The sequence below is a fragment of the Fluviispira sanaruensis genome, assembly GCF_004295685.1.
GTDB classification, from domain to species: Bacteria; Bdellovibrionota_B; Oligoflexia; order Silvanigrellales; family Silvanigrellaceae; genus Silvanigrella; species Silvanigrella sanaruensis.
In genome coordinates this window covers 81,438-103,261 of the sequence record NZ_AP019368.1, presented here as the reverse complement: position 1 = coordinate 103,261, position 21,824 = coordinate 81,438, and the positions used below count along the sequence as shown (strand labels likewise).

Annotated in this window: 15 protein-coding genes; 9 read left to right on the top strand and 6 right to left on the bottom strand. The window is 32.0% G+C overall.

The window, feature by feature from the left end; all coding sequences use genetic code 11:
- Positions 1-3 precede the first annotated feature (3 nt).
- On the bottom strand, positions 4-1,842 hold the full coding sequence (locus EZS29_RS00440) for a DUF6178 family protein (RefSeq protein WP_130605443.1): 1,839 nt from the start codon (positions 1,840-1,842) through the stop codon (positions 4-6).
- A gap of 166 nt (positions 1,843-2,008) precedes the next feature.
- Here EZS29_RS00440 and EZS29_RS00435 point away from each other — a divergent pair, with 166 nt between their 5' ends.
- Both EZS29_RS00435 and EZS29_RS00430 read left to right on the top strand, forming a co-directional pair.
- On the top strand, positions 2,009-2,950 hold the full coding sequence (locus tag EZS29_RS00435; RefSeq protein WP_130605441.1) for an MBL fold metallo-hydrolase: 942 nt from the start codon (positions 2,009-2,011) through the stop codon (positions 2,948-2,950).
- A gap of 84 nt (positions 2,951-3,034) precedes the next feature.
- Positions 3,035-4,963 carry an exonuclease domain-containing protein gene (locus EZS29_RS00430; protein WP_130605440.1) on the top strand — a complete coding sequence of 643 codons (1,929 nt, stop codon included), beginning with the start codon at positions 3,035-3,037 and terminating at the stop codon, positions 4,961-4,963.
- 30 nt (positions 4,964-4,993) lie between these two features.
- Here EZS29_RS00430 and EZS29_RS00425 read toward each other — a convergent pair whose 3' ends face one another.
- The gene (locus EZS29_RS00425) at positions 4,994-6,013 is read right to left on the bottom strand and encodes an exonuclease/endonuclease/phosphatase family protein (protein ID WP_130605438.1); all 1,020 of its coding nucleotides are present in this window, start codon (positions 6,011-6,013) and stop codon (positions 4,994-4,996) included.
- A gap of 804 nt (positions 6,014-6,817) precedes the next feature.
- On the opposite strand from EZS29_RS00425, the gene EZS29_RS00420 reads away from it, so the two are divergent.
- Together EZS29_RS00420 and EZS29_RS00415 are read left to right on the top strand one after the other, a co-directional pair.
- The gene (locus tag EZS29_RS00420) at positions 6,818-7,030 is read left to right on the top strand and encodes a hypothetical protein (RefSeq protein ID WP_130605436.1); all 213 of its coding nucleotides are present in this window, start codon (positions 6,818-6,820) and stop codon (positions 7,028-7,030) included.
- A gap of 363 nt (positions 7,031-7,393) precedes the next feature.
- Positions 7,394-9,094 (top strand): LVIVD repeat-containing protein, encoded by a 1,701-nt coding sequence (locus EZS29_RS00415; protein WP_130605434.1) that lies wholly within the window; start codon positions 7,394-7,396, stop codon positions 9,092-9,094.
- Between the two features lie 929 nt (positions 9,095-10,023).
- On the opposite strand, the gene EZS29_RS00410 is transcribed toward EZS29_RS00415, so the two are convergent.
- Both EZS29_RS00410 and EZS29_RS00405 read right to left on the bottom strand, forming a co-directional pair.
- On the bottom strand, positions 10,024-10,599 hold the full coding sequence (locus EZS29_RS00410; protein ID WP_130605432.1) for a transposase: 576 nt from the start codon (positions 10,597-10,599) through the stop codon (positions 10,024-10,026).
- 208 nt (positions 10,600-10,807) lie between these two features.
- Entirely contained in the window at positions 10,808-11,257 is a 450-nt protein-coding gene (locus EZS29_RS00405; RefSeq protein WP_130605430.1) for a hypothetical protein, read from the bottom strand.
- A 268-nt stretch (positions 11,258-11,525) separates the two neighbouring features.
- On the opposite strand from EZS29_RS00405, the gene EZS29_RS00400 reads away from it, so the two are divergent.
- The 3 genes from EZS29_RS00400 to EZS29_RS00390 all read left to right on the top strand — a co-directional run bounded on the left by EZS29_RS00400 (position 11,526) and on the right by EZS29_RS00390 (position 15,749).
- Complete coding sequence (locus EZS29_RS00400) at positions 11,526-12,581, top strand: SurA N-terminal domain-containing protein (RefSeq protein WP_172603690.1); 1,056 nt, start codon at positions 11,526-11,528, stop codon at positions 12,579-12,581.
- Between the two features lie 64 nt (positions 12,582-12,645).
- Complete coding sequence (locus EZS29_RS00395; protein WP_172603689.1) at positions 12,646-14,211, top strand: NAD(P)-binding protein; 1,566 nt, start codon at positions 12,646-12,648, stop codon at positions 14,209-14,211.
- 548 nt (positions 14,212-14,759) lie between these two features.
- On the top strand, positions 14,760-15,749 hold the full coding sequence (locus EZS29_RS00390; RefSeq protein WP_130605424.1) for a C1 family peptidase: 990 nt from the start codon (positions 14,760-14,762) through the stop codon (positions 15,747-15,749).
- Between the two features lie 24 nt (positions 15,750-15,773).
- On the opposite strand, the gene EZS29_RS00385 is transcribed toward EZS29_RS00390, so the two are convergent.
- The gene (locus EZS29_RS00385; RefSeq protein ID WP_130605422.1) at positions 15,774-16,898 is read right to left on the bottom strand and encodes a tetratricopeptide repeat protein; all 1,125 of its coding nucleotides are present in this window, start codon (positions 16,896-16,898) and stop codon (positions 15,774-15,776) included.
- A gap of 131 nt (positions 16,899-17,029) precedes the next feature.
- The gene (locus tag EZS29_RS00380) at positions 17,030-19,516 is read right to left on the bottom strand and encodes a hypothetical protein (protein WP_130605420.1); all 2,487 of its coding nucleotides are present in this window, start codon (positions 19,514-19,516) and stop codon (positions 17,030-17,032) included.
- Between the two features lie 125 nt (positions 19,517-19,641).
- On the opposite strand from EZS29_RS00380, the gene EZS29_RS00375 reads away from it, so the two are divergent.
- A complete protein-coding gene (locus tag EZS29_RS00375) occupies positions 19,642-20,814 on the top strand; it encodes an aminoglycoside phosphotransferase family protein (RefSeq protein ID WP_172603688.1) in 1,173 nt (390 codons plus the stop codon).
- Positions 20,798-21,820, top strand: coding sequence for a nucleotidyltransferase family protein (locus tag EZS29_RS00370; RefSeq protein WP_172603687.1), 1,023 nt, complete (start codon positions 20,798-20,800; stop codon positions 21,818-21,820). The genes EZS29_RS00375 and EZS29_RS00370 overlap by 17 nt, the downstream gene beginning before the upstream one ends.
- Positions 21,821-21,824: the final 4 nt, after the last annotated feature.

The window sequence follows — 21,824 nt, the reverse complement described above, 5'->3', positions numbered from 1 at the left end:
TTTTTACTCCCTAGCTAAATTTCTAGTAAAATTCTTAAGAAATAGTTTCACCTTCTCTATATCATCTAGAGTTTCAAAAGGCTTCACTGTTCGGGTAAATTTCAATGTATCACTCTGCTTATCTATAGAAAGGATATTCGGATACATTGGAACCCTATTCAATAGAGACTCAATAATAAAAAATATTTCAGGTGATAATTGACTTTCAACAGAACTTAACCAGACACTCACATCAGAGTGTCTCTGATTTTCGACGAGTTTAGTAAGAGATACTTCAATAAATGAAGCATCACTTAAAGTGATACGACGAATTGTCTTAAGGTGATTTCTAACCATTGGATCATTTATATCGAAATCACAAAGGGTTTGTGCTGTTTCTTTAGCAATGTTAAGTAACAGATTCCAACCGACTTGAAAAAGAAATTCAGGACCAACAAGATTAAAGCATTCCACACCTTTTTCTAATTCACTTTTTTCTTCATGCAACTTGATATTGTAATCAATTGGGTTGAGCAAACAAACCTCTAAGGCAATATTGAGCAAACCTTTTACAATGCCTAATGAACGGCTTAATGAGTCATTACTAATGGAGTGCATTACCCCAGAAAGTAAAATATTTGAAATATGTGCGACTCTTTCTTTTAAAAGAGAACCTTTCATTGGGTCATTATTTGTTATTTCAGCAAAAACCTTCTCAATTAACAAGTTCATTTTATTAACTGAACGGGAGTAAACAAATTCGGATCTCACTAATAATTTTTGACATTTTTCAATGATTTTTTCTGTAGATTCATTGATAAAATCTCTGTCTTCATAAAAATACTCTGGAGAAATATTTTCCGAGCCTGTAAGCTGCTTTAAAGTTCCTTCCCCTAAAGCAAGCTGCATATAGCGCACGCCTTCTTCACAGTCGAGTTTTGAAAGAAATTCTGTAATATTATCAACAGCCTCTGGATCGATAGCACTTTCAGTAGCTAATGATACAATAGGGTTTTTTAGCTTATTAAAAGCTTCAACCCTTTTTTCTTCGAGTTTCTGAGCGTCTAAAATAATTTGTTTCAAAGCTTTTTGGCTCTTAGGCGCAAGAGTTTTTAATGCCTGCTCTTGCGCCACAAAACCTTGATCGGCAAGACGAGCATTTTTCCAGCGCAAACCATCTTCAAGAGATTCCTGCCGAACAAGCATAGCAGCATGGGCAAAAACAGAACCTGCAAGACGCACGTTATTTTTGTACAGGGCATCCACAAATGGTTTAATTTGTTCAAAAGTTTCCGGATTCTCGTCACGTAAGCGTAAAAAGAATTTTTTATCTTCTGTAACCCACCAATTTTCACGCATTTCTTCAGTTACTTGTGTAACTCCTTCAGGAATTATTTCAAATATTTTTGAAAAGACAAGTACAATGGTTTCTTCTTCAAGTTCAAGCAAACGTTCTACCGCAAATTCAGGACTGATTTGTAACCATAATCTCAGCCATGACATAAATTTATCGTAAGAGATGTCTTCGGTTTGCAATGCTGAAGATTTCTCCCAAAGATCGAAATCCAATACTTTTTGTAACTGAGCACCACGAATCCACTCAATAACCTCAATGGAATCGCCCATACCATGTGACATAATGCTGCGATAAAGTAGGTGAGCAGGCGCAACTTGAGTCAAAAATGGCAGCATGGGCTGCGCCGTTAACCAATCTATATTCAATAAAGCAGGCGCCAATGGATTTTCTGCATCAGGTTTCCATGGTATAGCATGCAAAGCTTCGCTTGCAGAGCTCAGCGTACGGTAGGAGCTTGCTTCATAACTTTCTTGAGATAAATATTTTGGCGTACGTAGCATGAACATTTTTTTCCAACTCCTTGACCAAATCACCTTGAAACAGGCAGTCTTATAAAAAGAGTATTTATATATAAAGCGGATAACACATTTGTACAGAGGGACGAAAAACAGAGGTATCAACTTCAAACAGTTTGGCCGTAGCATGTAATAATGGTTTGCGGAAGGAGAATTTGTGGCTCATCGCTCTTATAAGAGCAAATCTCCCAAAAAAACAGTATTATCCACAAATAAAACCTTCACGGGTACAGAGCAATTTGTTACGTTTTGGGGCGTGCGTGGGACCATTCCAACTCCAGAACAAAACAGGCTAAAATATGGCGGCAACACTCCTTGTATTGAAATACTTAACATTTCATCGCAAAAGCACAATTCTTTAATTTTTGATGCAGGCACAGGTATAATAAAGTGCTGTGAAAACGCATTGTTGCGAGGAGATAGAGTCTTTCACCTATTTTTTTCCCATATGCATTATGACCATATCATAGGTTTAACAAAATTCCTCCCTTTTTTTAGGAAGGATTGTAAAATTCACATTTATGGTCAAGCTAAGTTCTCAAAAACACTGAAAGAAATTATTCAACATTTTTTTATAGCCCCTTTTTTTCCTGTCGAATTTTATCAACTTCCCGCTCTCAATAATATCTATTTCCACGAGTTAAATGGTCTAAGTCAAATTGATATAGATGGTATTCATATTAACATTCAACCTCTCAATCACCCACAAGAAGCGCTCGCATTTAGAATTTGGAGTTTAGACAAAAGAACCAGCGTGGTTTATGCAACAGACCATGAACATGGCTCTAATTTAGATATTGAGCTTGAAAAATTTATTAAGGAAACTGATATTTTTATTTACGACTCCACATTTTCAGAGAGCAACTATAAAAATCATATCGGTTGGGGGCATTCTACTGCAAAAGAAGGCGCCACTTTGGCTAAAAATGCAAATGTAAAAAATTATATAATATTTCATCACGATCCTTCAAGTACAGATACATATCTCGAAGAAAAAATACTATATGAAGCGAAAAAAATTTTTGATCAAAGCTATCTTGCAACCGAATATCAAAGCATAAACGTCAGCGAGCTACATACGTTATTGACGCCAAAGTAATATTATGGGAGACAAGAAGCGTGGATAACGGCAGACTCTACAATCCGTTACCCCCTTTCTTTACTTCGCCTGGAATGATATCAAATGACGTTTCAAAATAAGCACAACCGCTCATTTAAGCCTGGATTTAAAACCCTGCGAAAAGAGCAGACCCTTCCCACAGAAATCATAGCGAATCCAAACCGTCCGCAATGGATCAGCCGTTTGCCAGCGCAAATTGATATTGTGTTTTTCGATCTTGAAACTACGGGTGGGAATCCACAAAATAGTTCAATTATCGAAATTGGTGCGATTAAATACAAACATGGCAAAGAAGTTGGGCGTTTTGAAACATTAGTAAATCCCAAAAGAAATATTCCAAATATCGTGCAAAAAATCACTCATATTAATAATGAAATGATCAAAAACGCGCCAACCTTGGAAGAAATTTTTGATGACTTTATAAATTTCATTGGAGATTCTGTTATAGTTGCACACGGTGCCCAAGGTGATATTGCTTATTTAGTTCATCATATGAGAGAATTAAAAAACTTAGAATTTAAAAACTTTTATTTCTGCACACATCTCATCGTTTCAAATATTTTACCAGAAATGCCTTCAAAAACATTATCAGGGGTTGCTGAATATTTTGAAATACCTGTATTAGACGCCCACAAGGCACTCGATGATGCTGAAATGACCTCATCGGTTTTCTGGAAATTACTTGAAGTTTGCGAAAGAAATGGCTTTAAAACCTGCGAAGACCTTTTTAAAATACAAGCCGACGCAGAAACTGTCCGTAAGCTTGGTCCGGGAATAAATCCCACGATCGTGGACAATATTCCGACCACACCCGGTATACTTTATATATTAAATTCTCATCATGAAATTTCATATATCACTGCAAGTGTAAATTTAAGAAAATCATTACAGCAATTAACAGAAATTAGTTTAGACAAAGAGATGAATCGTATAGTTGTCGACGCCTCTGGATTTAAATTTGAGCGTACGAATAATTTATTAGAATCTCTCATTAAAGAAAAACGTGAATTAAAGCGTCTTTCACTTTCAATAGATCCACGAAAAAGTCAAAGCAGAAGCGAAAATTTTTTACAAATTTTTATTCCTGAAGATATGCTTGAATATGCACGAGATTATCCTCATAAAGTGCCTTTCATTATTCCTCAACATGAAGAAATTCATAATGGGGAGTTTTTGGAAGAAGAAACTTATGTAGAAGAAAATAAAATAAATAATAATCTCTATGCAACTTTTGGTGAACAGGATGACACAGTCATTCCAATTACAAAAACAAGACGTATTTTAAGTATTTCGCGTTCCGACAAATTCAAAATATTGAGACGCAGAAATCATTCCATTGAATCATGTGTGCGCATAGGACATTTAAAAGAAGGCGTAGGCTATTGTTTTGGCCCATTTGCCCAACCCAAAGCCGTGTTACAAGAAGTGCAAGAACTGCTCAAACATTTTCCAATAGAATTTAACAACTTTACTATGCAGGAAAGATTTGCGCATTTGAGAGTTATTATTTCTCTTTTAAATGGAAATATTGAGCAAGAAATTAAGAAAATTGAAAGAGAAAATAAAAAAATCAATGCTCTAAAAAATTTCTCAAATTACCTTCGTAATTTAAAACTCATAAAAGATATCAATCAAATTTCTGAGTACTTTAATAAAAATTATATGAGCAATATTCCTAAATCAGGTCTTTGCCTTATCTCAAATAACGATTTTAAAGAATTTGACGTTGCCGTTGTCGTCCGTGGCAGAGTGGCTAAAAAGAGTCGCCTTCCTTTTGAACAAGGCGATCGTCTCAAAAGCCCTCGTTACTTTACAAGGCTCTTTGAAAATTATTACGACGAAATCATGGCTCCTCTTTCGCCAATTGTTTTTACCGATGACCACTGCTCAGACATGGAATTATTTTCATATTGGCTGCAGAATAAAAAAGGAGAAGGAGAGTGGGTTGAATTCTCAGAATTAGAGCCTTTGTTTAATACGACTTTATTGTAATACTTAGTCATTTATGATGGAATATTGAAATTAATTATTTTCTGTAACTATAGCTTTCATAATGACAGGAAGATGGTCTGATTGCATAATATTTGGCATACTTGTATATTCTAATATATTAATATCCGAATTTTTTAATATATATCCAATTTGATCTAGCCACCCCATTTCGAGCTCGTTACGTCTTTTATTTTTTTTATTATCCAGAAGGCAATTTCTGATGGCCTGATAGATGAAACGTATATCTGTCTTAGAATTTTTATTTTCACTTGCTTCAGCAAGCACTTCTCGAGATCTTATCAATGCAGCACCTTTGTTTGGTTCAGGGTATTTATATGTAGGAAGAAAAATTTTTTGCGATATTGGGAAAATAAACCCATGCTTTTTGACAAGTGAGGACTGATTTAAATAACTGCTTTTCCAAAGGGATTTGAGTTCATTTGGTGAAAATAATGCTTTTACGAATGAATCAGTATAAGGATTAATTCCAATACGTATAAGTTTATCTATATGTATTCTATAGTTAAGATCTCCCATAAAAAAAGTACAATGAGTTAAATTTGTTGGATTAATTTTACTCATAATGTCATTAACATGTTTATCTCTCTTAATATCACAATTTGCATCTAAATGCGCAGTAATAGCTGTAATATTAATGTTCTTATAAGTAAAGCTACCAAATATACCTCCTTTGCCAGATAAACTGGTTCTTATATTTCCAGACTTGACATTAATGCCGCGAGATCTGCATAAAATACCTAAATGTTGAGTGTTTGGATATTCTTTTCCTGGCTTAGTCAATCCAATCATTGAATGACTTAATATTTTTGAATAAGGAGAATTTCTACATAAACTTTCTGTTAGAGAATGTCCTCCAATAGCACCAAATATTGCACCTTTTCTACTGGCTTCTTGTAAACCTATCACAATTAAATCTGGCCATTCTCGATTATTATCATGAGGAAATAATTTGTATCTTAATTTAGCTATTGTATCTTCTGAAGGAACTGAATTCCCACAGTTCCAAGTCATTAAGGTTATTTTTAACATTTGATGCTCTCTTATATTTATGTTGCCGAAAATTAGAAATATCAAAGAATAAAGTTATTACTTTTCAAGCAGATCTCCTCTAGAAACAATTACCTAGCTAAGTTGTATCTCTAAGTATTGAAAGATAAATATCAATATTTTTACAAAATTATTTACTGTTCTAAAGAGATAACAGCATTCACTTTTCACTTTAAAGTAAGTTCCATCTATTTTCCAACTTCCATAAAGATTCTTTCTAAGCTTATAAAATCTCTTAATGAATACTCTCAAATTCAAATTTATTCCGATATAAATAATTTTCATTAAAAAGAATATTTATTTTAATATCAACTTAAAATTTAAAAAAAATTTTTTATAAAAAATTAGCAAATATTTCATATAATGAGAATTAAATTTTAAATATAAAAATATAACATTGTCAAAATTGAGATGAACGTACAGGAATCGTAAACATACAAAAGTTTATTCAGGTTCGGATATTAAATTGCCCAAGAATATTACAATTGATTACTGCTCTCGAATTTAACTACTACTTGGAATAAAAGATAATGCTTTTTGCGGTTTATTTAGTATAGATTTTAATGAAATTTTCGTCGTTCCATATTTTCACACGGTTGGTGGAACTCATTTTCCATATCCTGCTCTTATCAAAGTTGCAGAATATAGCATGAAGGAGCAAATAGATTACCAGGTCATGAGCAATTAGCCTCGTTTTTAAAATCAAACATATCTAGATTGAAGAGCAGTAGATTTCTCGGATTTTCTAAAATATTTTCAAAAAATAAGGGTGGATTTGGAGAAGCTTTGCGATATCAAAATGTCCAACATTTTAGAGAATATTTATATAATAATAAAGACAAAGCATTTAATTTATATAGAAGACAAAACTCTTATTATCAAACTGGCCACTTTGGGCCTCCAACATTTTTTGAAGTAACAAAACCAAGCTCAGGAGAATTGCCTACGGATGGAAAAATCTTTTTTAAAAATTTTCATTTAAATGAAGTTTTATATTGATCTGATTTTGATATAGAATTAAAAGTAAATCAAGAGTTTTTCAAAAAAAATATAAACTCTACGTTATGACGATATTTGCTTTGTAGAAATTTTCTTAATTTATAAATAATTTTTTATTAATATTTTATCATAGCATTTCTTATAAAATATAAAATAATTATTTTAGTTTATTGAATTTATTTAATTTAATAAACTTATTTCCGTATTTAGAACAATTAATAAAGTATTTATTTATTAATTGCCCTTATTATAAACATTTTATTTCTTAAAATATTTTTATATGCACTCATATATATCTTTGCCAAAAATATAATTTTGTATTATTAATTCTCTGTATAAAATTTATTTAAAGGAGTATCCCGAATGAAAACAAAAAATAAACATTTACTATTAAAAATATTTGGACCTATCTTCGCTTTAAGTATCAATATTAATGTAGATGCAAGTGTATTCGATAAAAATAATATACCAATTGAAATAAAAGATAAAAAAAGCACACAGAAATTAGCGGGAGAACCAACTGAACCAAATGAAAAAACATGGGGATACAATGAAAAAACAGGTAAATTCATCCATCCTTCTATAACCCCAGACAATGAAGGCCCACAACCTTTTAAAGGAAGCTTAAATTATTATGACAATAATCAATATGTCCATAACATGAAAATGGAGGGATTTATTCCTTATGTTGCAGGCTATGGACACAGTTGGCAAGCAGTTTTAAACTGGCAAGGACGGCGTTATTTGTATGATTATGAAACAACTATGTATAATTTATTCGACATTACAGATGCAAAAAATATTAAATTCATGAATAGAAAAAATTTCGATATTAAAAATGGAGAGCATCAATTTGGACCATTAACAATAAAATATAATAAAACCTTGAATAAAACAATTGCAGTGCAATGTTACGAAGTCCCACGCTATGGAGTCCTCGAAAATAAATATTTGTATAAAGATCAAGTAAAAGCAATTCGTGAAAGAAAAATGTTGAGAGGTTTTAGAATATATGAAGTTACAGACCCTGAATGGACTCAATGGAAACTCCTTTCTGAAACATCTTTGGATGAAAATGCAAATGGAAATACAATAGCACAGCAAGGTTCTGGTTGTTTAGATGTTCCTGTTTATTATGGTGGCAAATATCTTTTTGTTGCAGGAGCACCTGATGATTCTTACGCTTTGACAGAATATAAATCATATTTATTTTCTGCCCCTCAATTGGTTTATGATGTTTCTAATCCCGAAAAACCCAAAAGGCTTTCGATTTGGTCTGTACCTGGTCAAAAATTAGGTGAAGAAAAAGAGTATGCAAAAAATCAACATGCTGGAAATAAAACAACATGGATGGGCGCAAGAATGCCGCTCTTTATTCCAAAAGACATAGAAGAAGGAGGAAAATATGCTTATGCTGCAATGGGTGGTCTGGGTTTTTACGCTGTTGATATTTCCAATCCAAATAAATTAACAACAATTTCTCATTTAGATTTTCCATTGAATGTTTCAGGAACAGTTGGTGACAATATAGATGTTTCTAAAGCCAATTCAACGGGCATGATTTATTACAGTGGATATCCTTTAGCCGAAGATTGCCATGAGCCATATAAAGAAATATATGCTATTGATGTAAAAGATCCAAGTCATCCTAAAATTGTAAATACTTTACCTAGACCAACTCCGCCTAAAAACGCTCCTTTCACAGATTATTGTCAAAGAAGAGGTAGTTTTGGGCCCAAAAGAAGTGGATATGCATCCATAAATACAGGAACTCCAAATCAAAGATATTTACCATATGCCTTTTACAACGCTGGAGTGCAAATATTTGATGTGAAGGATCCTAAAAATCCTACGATATCAGCTTATTTTGTTCCAAAAATGTCTGGTGAATTTATCGGAAAAGACGGAAAAACGAAGGTGAAAAGCGATCCTTCGAATCCAGTACACAGTATTTTCGTAGAATGGGATCGAAATCTAATTTGGGCATTTTCAAATCATGGGATTTATGTTTTGTCGACTTCACTTTTAGGTGCGCCTATAAAAGAGTTCATTGCGAGGAATTAAATTTTTAATAATAGGATTTTTATAGAAGAAATATATTAACCAACCAGAATGAAATTTTAATTTTTATGTACTATTTGGATGCTGTCATTTTTTATAAGCTTTGGGCACCAATATATTTTTTGGTTATAAATAAACTTGTAAGAATATTTACATTGACAAATTATTATTAATATATTAAAAGAATTTTTGGTTACTTATTTAAGTTTACAGAATAATTTTCAATTGGAAATTATTTTTGAAATAAATTAATTTTTAAATAAGAAATTTAACTATTATAGTCCTCTTATGTCAACTCTAGAAAAGTGGGAAATAATAGATTCATTAAATATGTTCTTTAGAGCACCAAATCATAGCTCTCACGTTTGCATAATAAATAACTTTTTTATAACCACAACTCTTCTTATTTCAGTGCAAAAATTTGAGATGAATAATAATTAAAATTAATGAAAAAATTAGCTGTAATAGATATTTTGAAGATGTAATAAATTTCAAATTAATTAAACCAGACATTAGATCATTGTACTCACAAAATATGCCATCATCATTAAAATCAGTTTGGAAAACGTAATATCTAAGAAATTATATCACTTCACTCCTAAAACAATAAAATTAATAATTTTCATTTTTCATTTAAATATTTGGGGATCTGAAATGGATAATATTATTATTATATTTTATAGCGAAAGTAAATCTGATAATCCTTGGATGCAAAACACTCCTGAGGATACTAAAAATGTATTTAATTCAGCAGTTCTAAATCTTCTAATCTATATAAATAGCAATTTTGTGTTAAAAACTATATCGCTAGAGTCCTTTTATTGAGACTATAAAAAAAGTATTATGTTTTAACTTTTAGAAAAAATCTTATATTTACAAATGGACGTAAAGTACAAATAGAAGATTTAGAATTTAGAAGCTACCCAACATAATTAAGCCACCAAGTAATCATTATGAATATTGAATTTTTTAATAAATATTAAGCAATGTGCTATCCATATAAAATTCTCAAATAGTTTAGGGTCTCGCTCATAACGAATATTAACCTTTCGATAATTTTTTATGGTTTTCATCAGTAAACGTGACTCATGAGGATTTGCAGAGTCAATATGCAAAGAAACTAAGAGTCCCTCCTTATCTACCATTTGCATGACTTTTGTTCCTTTTCGAATCTTAGTTTTCCCGATCATTGCTCCGCCCTTAACAGCTTTTACAAAAGTTCCATCTACTGAAACCGTGTTTAAATTTGCACTAAAATATTTTTTATAGCTTGCAAAAAACTGCGTGTAGGTTTCTTTCCATGCATCCAACTTTGAGAGCTTTGTAAACCAGTAGTAGCAAGTACTTTTCGGCAGATATTTTCTGCTTAAATTCCTCCATTGAATGCCAGTAATTAATATATAAAATATTCCAGAAAGGATTTCTTCTGGATCGTGTTTCCTTGATCTGATCTCTAGTTTAAATTGAATCATGACTTGCGAAGCACTTAAAATTTCTTTATATTCCATGATGGTACCTTTTTTGTTTTTTTTAGTCGAAAACTAAGGCTCCATCTTCTTAAAAATAATCAATCTTCACTAAAAATCATGTTAGACAGCTTCTAATTTAAATCCAATGGATACAGATTTTTTAAACGATATTTTGAGTGATTTTTGCAATTTAATTACCAAAATCAAATCATATTCATCATAGAAAACATTACAAACTCCATTCAACCTATTTCATTTTCTTCGGATCGACTTCCTTATTTTTTATAGATTCATTCTCTATTTCCTTTTTAATTATAAGTTCATTCTCAATTTTCAAATTCAATACATAATGATCAAGCGCTTTCATTCTGAGATATCTAACCATCTCGGTATGCTTCTTTATATCCCTATTTAAAAAGTACAGGTTTTCAAAATATGTGCGCTCATAATCAATTCTTTGTAATTCCTTTTTTTGTGTTTCACGTATTGTTTCGTTACTATATAGGATATTAAGAATTATTTTTTTCAACGCTTCTTTATCTAGATATTTCTCTTTAATTCTTTCATCATTGCGCACTTCAGACAAATAATCGAAATGCCTAACATCCCTGCGCCCTCGCGCCATCGCGTATTGGTGCTGTAATTCTGCAAATCTTTCCCAAGTGTATGAAAGAGGTGAAAAGACATTGACTCTCATAACTTAGACCTCCAATTAATTGATCGGAGGTCTTTAGCTTTTTTCTTAAAATAGAAATTTATTCACGTAATATTAGCATGTTAATTCGAAGCTAAAAGATTAAAAATTGCTAAGAACTTAACTATAAAAGTAGAAATAAAATATATTGATAATTCTCCCAATAAGTAAAAGTTCTTTGCTTTTAAGTATATAATGAATTATGAAGATTTTCTTGGCCAACTCTTTTAAACCTAGCAATGGTAAGGCTGTTTTGGAGATCTCTCATAAAATGAAAAAAATAAATTTTCTAGCGATATTAAGTTCAACTTATCTATTGGTATCTTGCGTTTCAAGTCAAGATATTGAAAAGAATTCTCGTACAGCAGAAACTATCACAACTTTGGCTCCAACAACTCCTTTTGACTCAAATACCATTGATGGAGTTCTTGCGACAGTTGCTGATCAAGTAATTTTATTAAGTGATTTTCAACAAGCCGTTTTCGTTGCCACTCAAGGCCAAAGCAATATCCAAGCAAATGGGTATATTATTGGTGGATCTTTCACCCCTGCTCAGGCTCACCAAGTTTTGGATGGTTTAATTAATCAGAAAGTATTACAAATTAAGGCCATAGAGCTAGGCTTCGATATTTCCGAAGAGGAACTTGAAAGTCGAATTCAAGATTTTATTAAACAGAGAGGACTTACTGAAGCTGACTTGAGCATACAATTAACGCAAATGGGCAGAAGTATTGATGATTATCGCGTAGAATTCAAGAATGAATTGTTAAAACAACAGGTTATAGGCAGAATTATCAGCCCGCAAGTCAGTGTCACCGATGATGAAATCAATCATTTCTATTTACAACAAACCGGTAGCGTTAAGCAAGTTAGCACTGTAAAACTTAGAAGTTTACTTATAAAAATTCCCGAAAATCTCAGTTCTAATCCTAATAGTTTTAAACCTATACAGGATGTAGAAAAAGGAATTGCATCAGGGGATGACTTCATAGATCTTGTCAAAAAATACTCAATGGCCAGTGATGCGACAGATACCGAAGGTCTTCTTCCCCCACGCACGCTGACTGAGCTTCCCTCCGTTCTGAGAGAAAAACTTACGAATCTAAAAGTAAATGAAGTTGTTGGCCCTCTCTATATAGGCAGTTCAGCATTTTTCTTTCAATATCTTGGAGCACAATTTTCTTCAGGCAGTGATTTGGAAAAAAATTATGGAAATTGGAAATCCAAACTACAAGAAATTAAATTTAGCGAAAGACTCAGTGAATATTTAAATACTGAAAGGTCAAAACTGCGAGCAAATGTTCGCCCATTTGAAATCAAAAGATAAATAATGTTAGTATCAAAAATAAATAAGCACTTTTCAATTTTTCTCTATTATAGGATATGAGAATGTGGATACTGAATCTTCAGAAACAGTTGATAACCTAGTCATCGGCCTTGGTGCAGCAGGTATTGCCACTGCAAAATTATTGAGCCTCAGCAATCCAAATGAAAAAAATTTAGCTCTTGAACACCATTTTGAACCTGGAGGGTGTGCAAGCTATTTTGCTAGAGGAAATCCGCGCCGCCTATTTGATGTAGGCGCAACCCAATTAGTTGAATGCGAACAAAATGGAATTCAATACAATCTATTTAATCTTGGCCATGCCCATCGCGATCCTGATATTAAAAGTCACAAAATAGAATATATTACTTTCCATCTTCCTGAGTATAATATTAAATTGTTATTAAAATCTGATGGTGAAATTAAAATAATCGAAGGAATTATTGATGAAAACGAATTAAAAAATTTAATTCGTTTTTTTAAATTTACAAACAAAAATTCTACTTATTTATGGAGCTTAATCAAAACTATTCCTAAATTTCCGATAATTTCAAAAAAAGAATTTTTCGAAAACCTGTCAATATTCTTTTCTTTAAATTTTATAGGGCAAATTAAAACTATTTTTACAATTTTTTTTAGAACTTCAACAATTGTCTCTCTCTTCGGCATAAAGGAAGAGCATGTTATTTCACACAAAGTAATTAACTCATTACTTATAGATACAGCACAAACCGACATGGAAAACACACCTTGGCTTGTGGGATGCATGGGTTTAAGCATTTTGCATAAAGGCATTTATAGATTAGATGGAGGTATGCGAAGTTATTTCAAGCCTATGGCGACTCAAATTTCTAAAAGAAAAATGCATGTCATATATGCTCAAGAAGTAACAGAAATAACACATTTTGATGACGGATATTTTATAAAAACGATCGATCGAAATAAAAACCAAAAAAATTATGTTGTGCGTGATAATCTTTTTGTTAACTCTTCAATATGGAACGTTGTTAAACTATTCAATGAAGATCTGTTTTTGTATAATCACAAAACTTTCAAGAAATGGAAAGAAAAAAGTGAAGAATCTCAGGGCTGGGGAGCTCTTGCACTTTATGGTTATTTTAATGATGATTTAGCATATCCTAGAGAACCATGGTATCACCAACTTTTTCCAGATAAAACTGAAGAAGCTGAACTGTCATCTTCACTCTATTTATCAATCTATCAGCATGAACACGACTCTAAAATACGGTGCTTTACTGCTACTCTTCATATTGAAATCAGTTTATTTAAACCAAATAAGAAAGAAATTTACTTGGAGCAGATTAAAAAAAGAATCGAAAATTCAATAAATTTGCAAATATTAGATTGTGAAATTGCCACACCATTTACATATGAGAAATATACACTGAGAAATAAAGGACAGGTCGGAGGACTCGTTGCAAATTTCAAAAACTTTTTATTTAAACCAACTCCTTCTATGATTTATCATTACAATAATAAATCGAAATTGTATCTTATTGGAGATTGCGTTTTCCCCGGTCAGGGCGTAATTTCCTCAACCCTAAGCGGTATAATCGCATGGGAAAGAGGTACTGGGCACAAATTTAAGAATTTTATAAAAGGTCTATATTAAATATCTGTGGTTTTCAAGAGAGAAATAGTCTCGTCGAAAATTCCAATATGATAATTTTATTTATTTCAAGTTTATTTTAATTTAGATTTTTTGAAAGTGAACTTTCAGATTCAAATTATGTAGAATCCATAATTTTAGATTCACCAATTAGTTATTTTCCAGGTAATGTTATTATCAAAAAGAAAAAGATTACGATATAATGTTATCCGGAATGAAAATTTTTTCTTTTAAATACTTAGATAATAGCACTTATTTACAAACTAATATATCAAACAATATAACCCATTTAAAACTCATATTCTCAGACAAGATAAAATTTTAATAAATATATTTTATCTTTTACCAAAAAAAATAAAGAAATTGAGAAAATAAATTTAAAAAATATTTGATTTTTAATTTTTTTATTATACTATTATAAAAGTTCTTCTGGAATATTTTTTTGTTACTTTATTAAAGTAACAAAAAAATAATAACTTTCATCTTTAAAGGAGGGAATAGTTGAAATTGCTTCTGTATTTTAAAATTCAAACCAGAGCAAGGAGACACCTATGTTTAGAAAAATTATTTTTATTTTTTCAGTGATCTTTTTAATGGGTTTTAATTCATACGGTCAAGAAGATAATTCTGAATTTGTTACAATAGATGGAATCCAAGAACTTGAGTTGAAATTTGATAAAGAAGTCATACTATCTCCAGATAAGATTGTCATTATTCCAGAAGAAGTTCAAAAATATAAATTCCTAAAAATAATACCCACTCAAGCGATGATAGAAAAAAATAAACAAGCAAATATAGATATGCAAAAAATGGGTGGTGAATATGATTATAGGGAAGGAATCATTCCGTTTTCCAACTCACAGGGCTCGATTGATCTCAGTATGAATAATGTACCTGTCCTTAATCAAGGCGCAGATGGCACTTGCGTTACCTTTGCAGTTACAGCGGCACTGAATGCAAAAGATAAACTTGGTGATTATATCGATCAACAATGCGCCCTTGCACTTGCACGAGGGTTAGATATGAATCTCTGGAATGGTACTTTTGCTAAAATCGTTTTAAACATGATTTGGAAAAATGGATATATTCAAAAAGGAAAATGTTTCGGTTCAACTTATCCAAACAGCAGACAAGTTGTTAGTCCACAAAACTATAGAAATGTCAGCGATAAAAAATACTCTGAAAGTATGACATGGTTCTATGAAAACCAAGGAAGTATTGAGGCATTAAGAGGCGCTATTGACAAAGGATATCGTGTATTATTGGGTGTTAATATCCCTCAAGTAAATGGATTCGATGTCAAAGTTGGAGAAAGAAGTTATAGCGGTGGTTTATGGGCTTGCCATCAAGGAAACTCTAGAAATTATTGCTCCCTTAATGGCATAGGCCATGAAGTCATTGCTTATGGATATGATGATAAACAAAAATTAATAAAAATCCGTAATTCATGGGGTCAGAGAATGGGTGAATCCGGTGAATTTTATATGACTTATAATTTCTTCAATGCAATGACATGGGATCAAATTACATTAAAAAATTAGAATACATTGAGCTTTAATTTATTATTATCCAACTTTTCTGTCTGAAAAATTATTCTCAGACTCTGTATTCTCATTGCTCATTTGTACATTACTAAATTTATTTATTTCATATAGTTCATCTTCTACAATATTTTCATTCTCTCTGCCAATAAATTGAATTTCCTTGATTTCCTTCATAATAGCATTTATTGGAAAGTGTAAAGAATTTGCGATAAATAAACTTTTTTCTAAATAATTTAATGACATTTTTTTCAGATCTTCATCAAAATCTTTTTCTATTATTTTCCTTAATATATGCCCCAATAAATAATAATAATCATAATTATGAGCTTGAAACTTATCATTGTTTTTAACTAATAAGTTGAGCGCTTCTGCATAATGCCCAAGTTCTTCATGACATTGAGTTAAAGCTAAAATTGCATTCATATTATTTGGATTGTCATTTATCAATTGTTTGAGCAAACGCATAGCTTCTTCCCAATTTTTCTCCTCAATGGCGATTAAACTTGCTACAACATATGGTTCTTGTGCAAATGGATATCTTAAATGCATTGCATTATAAGTCCAGCACATGTCTCCTTCTTTATCTTTTTGTGATAGACACCTTAAATAATTCCGCCAACTAAAATAGCTTGCATTTTTCTCGAGACATGTCTTTTTTAATAAATTTAATCCTTTTTGCATATCCATTTCATCAGATCTATTTACTAAGTACATTCCACATGCCTCAAAAGCAAATCTATTATGTATACCTTTGTTTTTTTTAAGATAATTAAATAACTTATCAGATGTTTTCACACACTCTGCAAATTGAAAAGCTATCAATGCTAATGCAATAAAAACTGGATGAAGTTGTCTCATCCTAATAAGGTGTTTACCCAATTCAATTAACGATTTGTTATCAAATGTTTCATTTAATGCACACATCCAAATATGGTAAAAATCTGCACGATCGTAATTTTTACTTAAATGCAATACAGCTCTTGAAGATAAATTTATAACTTGTTCCCATTCTTCTTTGGCTGCATACACTTCTAATAATCTTTTCAGACTCAAACAAGATTTTGCCGTAGGATTTATTTCTCGCCAAAATGAATTTGATTGGTTTTCCAAGTAACGGATACTAAAATTCACACCGTTTTTTTGCATATACCCCCCGGAAAATCATTTCTAATGATTTATTTAAAATAATTTCGGAAATAAATAAGAAATAATAAATGAGTGACAGCAAAAAATTGGAACAATGAAAAAAATTCTAGGCAATTCTTTCTAATATATATTTAAAACTCAATAATGTTATCAGCAAATTTTGAAAACTCTTCACGATTTTCTATTAAAACAAATGTGGCACCCCGCTCGGTCATGACTTTCATTAGATTTCCTAATATTTGAATATCTGGTCCATGCAGTCCTGTACTCGGATGGGTTAAAATGAACCATGCACCTTCAAGACTCGCTCTTTTAAGTTCAAGTGTTAAATTCAATCGCTGCAATTCTCCCCCACTTAAGGAATCCATCCCCTGACCAAGCTGAATATAACCAAGACCAAATTGGCAGGCACGCGAGACTTTACTGGCTATATGCTTATGATTTTCAAATACTTCTAATGTTTGTTCCAACGTAAAATCCATAATATCTGCTAAATTTGCACCTTTAAACCTAGGTAATAGACTCCGAGAATTTAATTTAGCCCCAAGACACAATTCACATTCAACACGAACCGATTGAGCATATTTCTGCGGAAGCTCTATATATCCTCTCCCCTCACACTTATCGCATCTACCGAACTTAGAATTCCAAGAAAAATGACTTTCTGTTAAACCCATAACCTGACTTGCAGGGAGTTTTGCAAAAATTTCCCTGAGGGGAGCTATAACTTCTAAAGCTGAGGCAACACTTCTGCGAGAGCTGCGTGTCATACTGCCGGGTTTTACATAACCAACTATATTTACAGATATATTTTTGCTATTAACCTTTGAAAATTTTCCATATTGAGGGATACGGGTTAAATCTTCTTCTAAGCCTTTCCCACCAAATGCAGAGAGCGCTGGTAAAAGACATAAATCTAAAAATGAGGATTTCCCTCTACCTGACTCACCTCGAAGCACCGTAATGGCCCCTTGTTGAATTGTGATATCCTGCATTTTTAAGTTACGGAGGGAAATATCCGAAAAAGAAATATAACCTTTTTCTAGGTTATTAGGAGTGTTTTCCAATGAAACAGCACTATCCACCGATTTTGAACTCTTCTTACTTAGCTTTTTTATTTTCGCCGGCATTGATGTTGGAACTTCAATCTTGGATACAACTTTTTGCAATTGCTGCTTGGCAAGAAGGTCCTTTAAATGCACGTGGTCAGTGGTTTTGGCAACAATTTGTCCACCATGCACACCTGCGCCCGGGCCCATTAAAAATAAGATCTCACATTCAGAGAGAAAAGTCGGGTGATGCTCAACGGCGAGTATGCTTGCGCCATCTTTTATTAGCTCTTTGAAAATAAGTGTGATTTTTTTTACTTCTTCTGCTGTTAATCCTTGGCATGGCTCATCTACAGCATACATCACACCTGACAATTTATTTGAAATCATAGAAGCAAGACGTAAGCGTTGCAGATCGCCAGGAGACAACGATGAACCAGCACGATTTAATATCAGGTGGTTTAAGCCAACTTTATTTATACTTATTATAGAACGAAATATTTCAGAAAAAATCTTTTCTTTTGATTTATCACCTTGCGAGATATTTCTTAAATCAGTATCGACAAAATCAAATAGTTTATTCATATTCATTAAATGAATTTCTTCATAAGTTTTTCTTAAAATTCTAACGATTGGTCGAATGGGAGTTAATCGGGTACCGCTACATATTTTACAAGGAAATAAATCTGCAGGAAGTCCTTCTCCTTCACTACCCTCTCCTTCGCATTTTTCACATTGACCAATTGAAGAATGACTAAAGTACCTCGGATCAATTTTGGGTGAACTCTCTCCACATTGTGGGCATCTTGATTTAGTATTAAATATATAATATTTATTACCTATTTCAACCTTTAAAATCCCTTTTCCATATTCAAGGGCTTGAAATATAGAGCGTTCGATCCTCTGCTTTTTCTCACTGTTTATTATGAGAAAATCAATTATAATATCTATTGTATTAAGTTTTTTTGCATCTATCGTTATTTTCACTTTTTCGTCTTGTAAATCGAAAATCTCTCCATTAATTCTTAATTTGGAAAACCCAAGCTCTCTAAATTTTTCGATTTCTGTTTTAAAAAGACCTTTTCTTTTTTCAGCAATAGAAGCAATAAGCATTATCTTTTTTTGCTCAAATTCTTCCATAATTTTTTTCGATATTTCACTAAATGAAAAAGCCTTTAAAGGAATATCACATTTGCGACAATAAAAATCCCCAAATGCAGCAAAATAAACCCGAAACAAATCGGACACTCCAGAAATAGTCCCAACTGTCGAAATTTTGCCTGCCACACCCTGTCGCTGCGACAGTCCTAATGCAGGTGGCAAACCCATAATGGAACGAAAACGTGGACGCGACATTTTTGCAAATTGTGAGCTTCCCATAACATAATATGAAGCCTGGCTCGAGTCCGTGAAGCGGCGAAACGCTTCTGCATAGACGGTATCGAAGACTAAACTGCTTTTCCCAGATCCACTCACTCCCGTAAAAACGACAAGAGCGTTTTTAGGAATGTCTAAATCAATATTTTTAAGATTATGCTCTTGCGCTCCACGCACTGAAATGGTTTTCACACTAAAACCTTTCGCTAGGGTTGACGAAATACACACCTCTATACCACAATTATAATTGCGCATCACTTGAGAAAACGAACACGCTCTGAGTTCAAATGATGACTTTTGATGCTAAGGGAATGATAATGAATGGAATTCTTTCAATTGACATGGAATCGGATCAACTCATGCTAAGAATTCATGATTTCAAAATAATAAATTCTGACCAAGCAATCAGCAGCCAAGAGCCAATACTCATACTCATTGCAGGTGATGCAAGTGACCGTAAGTTTTTCCGCCTTTTAAACGACCCTAAAAGTTTAATTTGCATGCAATTTCCTAAATGGGAAGGAGGATATGGCGGCGATCCTATAAGCTGGATTGGAATGCACAATGCTCTAAACAAAATGGAACTCCCTATCCCAAAAATTGTTGAAATTGATGAAACAAATGCTTGTATTTGGACAGAAGATTTAGGCGATAATTTTTTAAGTTCTGCACTTAAAGAAGAAATGCTCGATATCAATAATCCAAAATGCGCACAGGCTATTCAGTATTATAAAGATTCACTTTCCCTTTTATTAAAAGCACAATACCCAATTGTAAAAATAGACCATCCAGCTATTCAAAGATATTTTGATTTTGAAAAATTATACTATGAACTCAATTTTTTTGTAACGCATTTTTTAAATGGCTTTATGCAACTCAATATTACTGAAGACAATGACTGTTATTCAGGAATATTTGAAGACATGAAATTACTTTCAAATCGCTTAGATAATTTTGAAAAAGTTCTATGTCATAGAGATTACCACGTCAGAAATATAATGATTAAAGATGATAAAATTTATTGGATAGATTTCCAAGATGCTCGCATGGGTCCACATTCATATGATGTGGTTAGTCTAGTGCGCGATAGTTATGTAAAAATAACTTGGGAAACTCGAAAAGAATTATTTGCATATTATTTAGCAGAACTAAACAAATCTAGAAAAAAATACAATAAAAAAATTATTTCAGAAAGTGATTTTAATTTAGAAATATTACTTATGGGTCTGCAAAGAAATATCAAAGCAATTGGAAGCTTTGGATATCTTGCAACAAAAAAAGGAAAATCCAATTATTTAAAATATGTAAAACAAACGTTGGAAATTCTTAACTCGGAACTCGCACAAATACATGAAGAAACAAATTTGAAAATGATGCTACCACACCTCTTTAAATTAATCGAAAATCTTTATAAAGGCGAGTTTTCAGAAAAATTGGATAATTTAATCCAAACGCAATTCACAGACGGAAATGATGCTAGAAAAAATTGACACTTCAAAATATATACCAGTTGTTTTATGCGCAGGTTTTGGTTCTCGCTTAAAACCTTTAACCCAATATTTGCCAAAAGTAATTTGTCCTATCTTAGACACTCCTGTCGCTTTTCTAAGTATAGAGATTTTTCTACAAGCAGGATTTGAGAAAGTTCATTGTAATACTCATTATTTGGCTTATGAAACACAAAAGGAACTTACAAGTACTGCAATTAAAAAAGGGTACGATCCTGCTAGAATTATCTTCTGGCATGAAGAAAACATTCTTGAAACTGGTGGTGGGATTTCTCGCATATTTCATTCACTCATAAATGAAGACCCGGCAAATTCAAACAAAGATTTAATTGTTGTATCTGGAGATATAGCCGCACAGTTTCCCCTTGAAAATATGCTTTTCAAATGGGAAATTAAAAGTTCAGAAGAACTTGCCCTTATGTGTACTAAAGAACTAAATTATTTTAGAAAGGATGCCACTTGGGTTTCGAAAGATTTAAAATATGTATTAGGTTTTGGAGAAAACTTTCAATCAAATGAAGAAAAAACTCCAAGAATATTTACGACTCACCAGATTATCAGCCACAAAATTCTTATAAATTCTCCAATTGAAAAAAAATCGAGTATTGATTTGTTTTTTAGGAAAATATTACATAATAATTACAAAATTGCTCATATGGAATTTCCAAAAAACAACTATTGGTTTGATATAGGAACACCTAAGCAGTACTTCGAATGTATTAAATATTTTAATTCAAAAAACAACTCTGAAGATAATAAATTAATAATTAATTACTCAGAGAACATCCCAAATAACTTGAAGGGTCTTATTGAAAAATTCGCAAAAGAAAACCCAAACTATACATTTTATGAAGAATTACTAAATCAGAAGATAATTATTTGCTTTAGAGATATAAATATCGTTGACAGAAGTATGTTTATTCCATTAAATTTAGTCGAAAATTCTGAAACCGATAATAGTTTTATAATTTATATTACAAAAAAATAACATT

Excerpts from the sequence above, each read along its gene's own strand:
- EZS29_RS00440 (WP_130605443.1), bottom strand. The coding sequence starts at position 1,842 with ATGTTCATGCTACGTACGCCAAAATATTTATCTCAAGAAAGTTATGAA.
- EZS29_RS00430 (WP_130605440.1), top strand. The coding sequence starts at position 3,035 with ATGACGTTTCAAAATAAGCACAACCGCTCATTTAAGCCTGGATTTAAA.
- EZS29_RS00425 (WP_130605438.1), bottom strand. The coding sequence starts at position 6,013 with ATGTTAAAAATAACCTTAATGACTTGGAACTGTGGGAATTCAGTTCCT.
- EZS29_RS00415 (WP_130605434.1), top strand. The coding sequence starts at position 7,394 with ATGAAAACAAAAAATAAACATTTACTATTAAAAATATTTGGACCTATC.
- EZS29_RS00410 (WP_130605432.1), bottom strand. The coding sequence starts at position 10,599 with ATGGAATATAAAGAAATTTTAAGTGCTTCGCAAGTCATGATTCAATTT.
- EZS29_RS00405 (WP_130605430.1), bottom strand. The coding sequence starts at position 11,257 with ATGAGAGTCAATGTCTTTTCACCTCTTTCATACACTTGGGAAAGATTT.
- EZS29_RS00400 (WP_172603690.1), top strand. The coding sequence starts at position 11,526 with ATGAAAAAAATAAATTTTCTAGCGATATTAAGTTCAACTTATCTATTG.
- EZS29_RS00390 (WP_130605424.1), top strand. The coding sequence starts at position 14,760 with ATGTTTAGAAAAATTATTTTTATTTTTTCAGTGATCTTTTTAATGGGT.
- EZS29_RS00385 (WP_130605422.1), bottom strand. The coding sequence starts at position 16,898 with ATGCAAAAAAACGGTGTGAATTTTAGTATCCGTTACTTGGAAAACCAA.
- EZS29_RS00375 (WP_172603688.1), top strand. The coding sequence starts at position 19,642 with ATGAATGGAATTCTTTCAATTGACATGGAATCGGATCAACTCATGCTA.
- EZS29_RS00370 (WP_172603687.1), top strand. The coding sequence starts at position 20,798 with ATGCTAGAAAAAATTGACACTTCAAAATATATACCAGTTGTTTTATGC.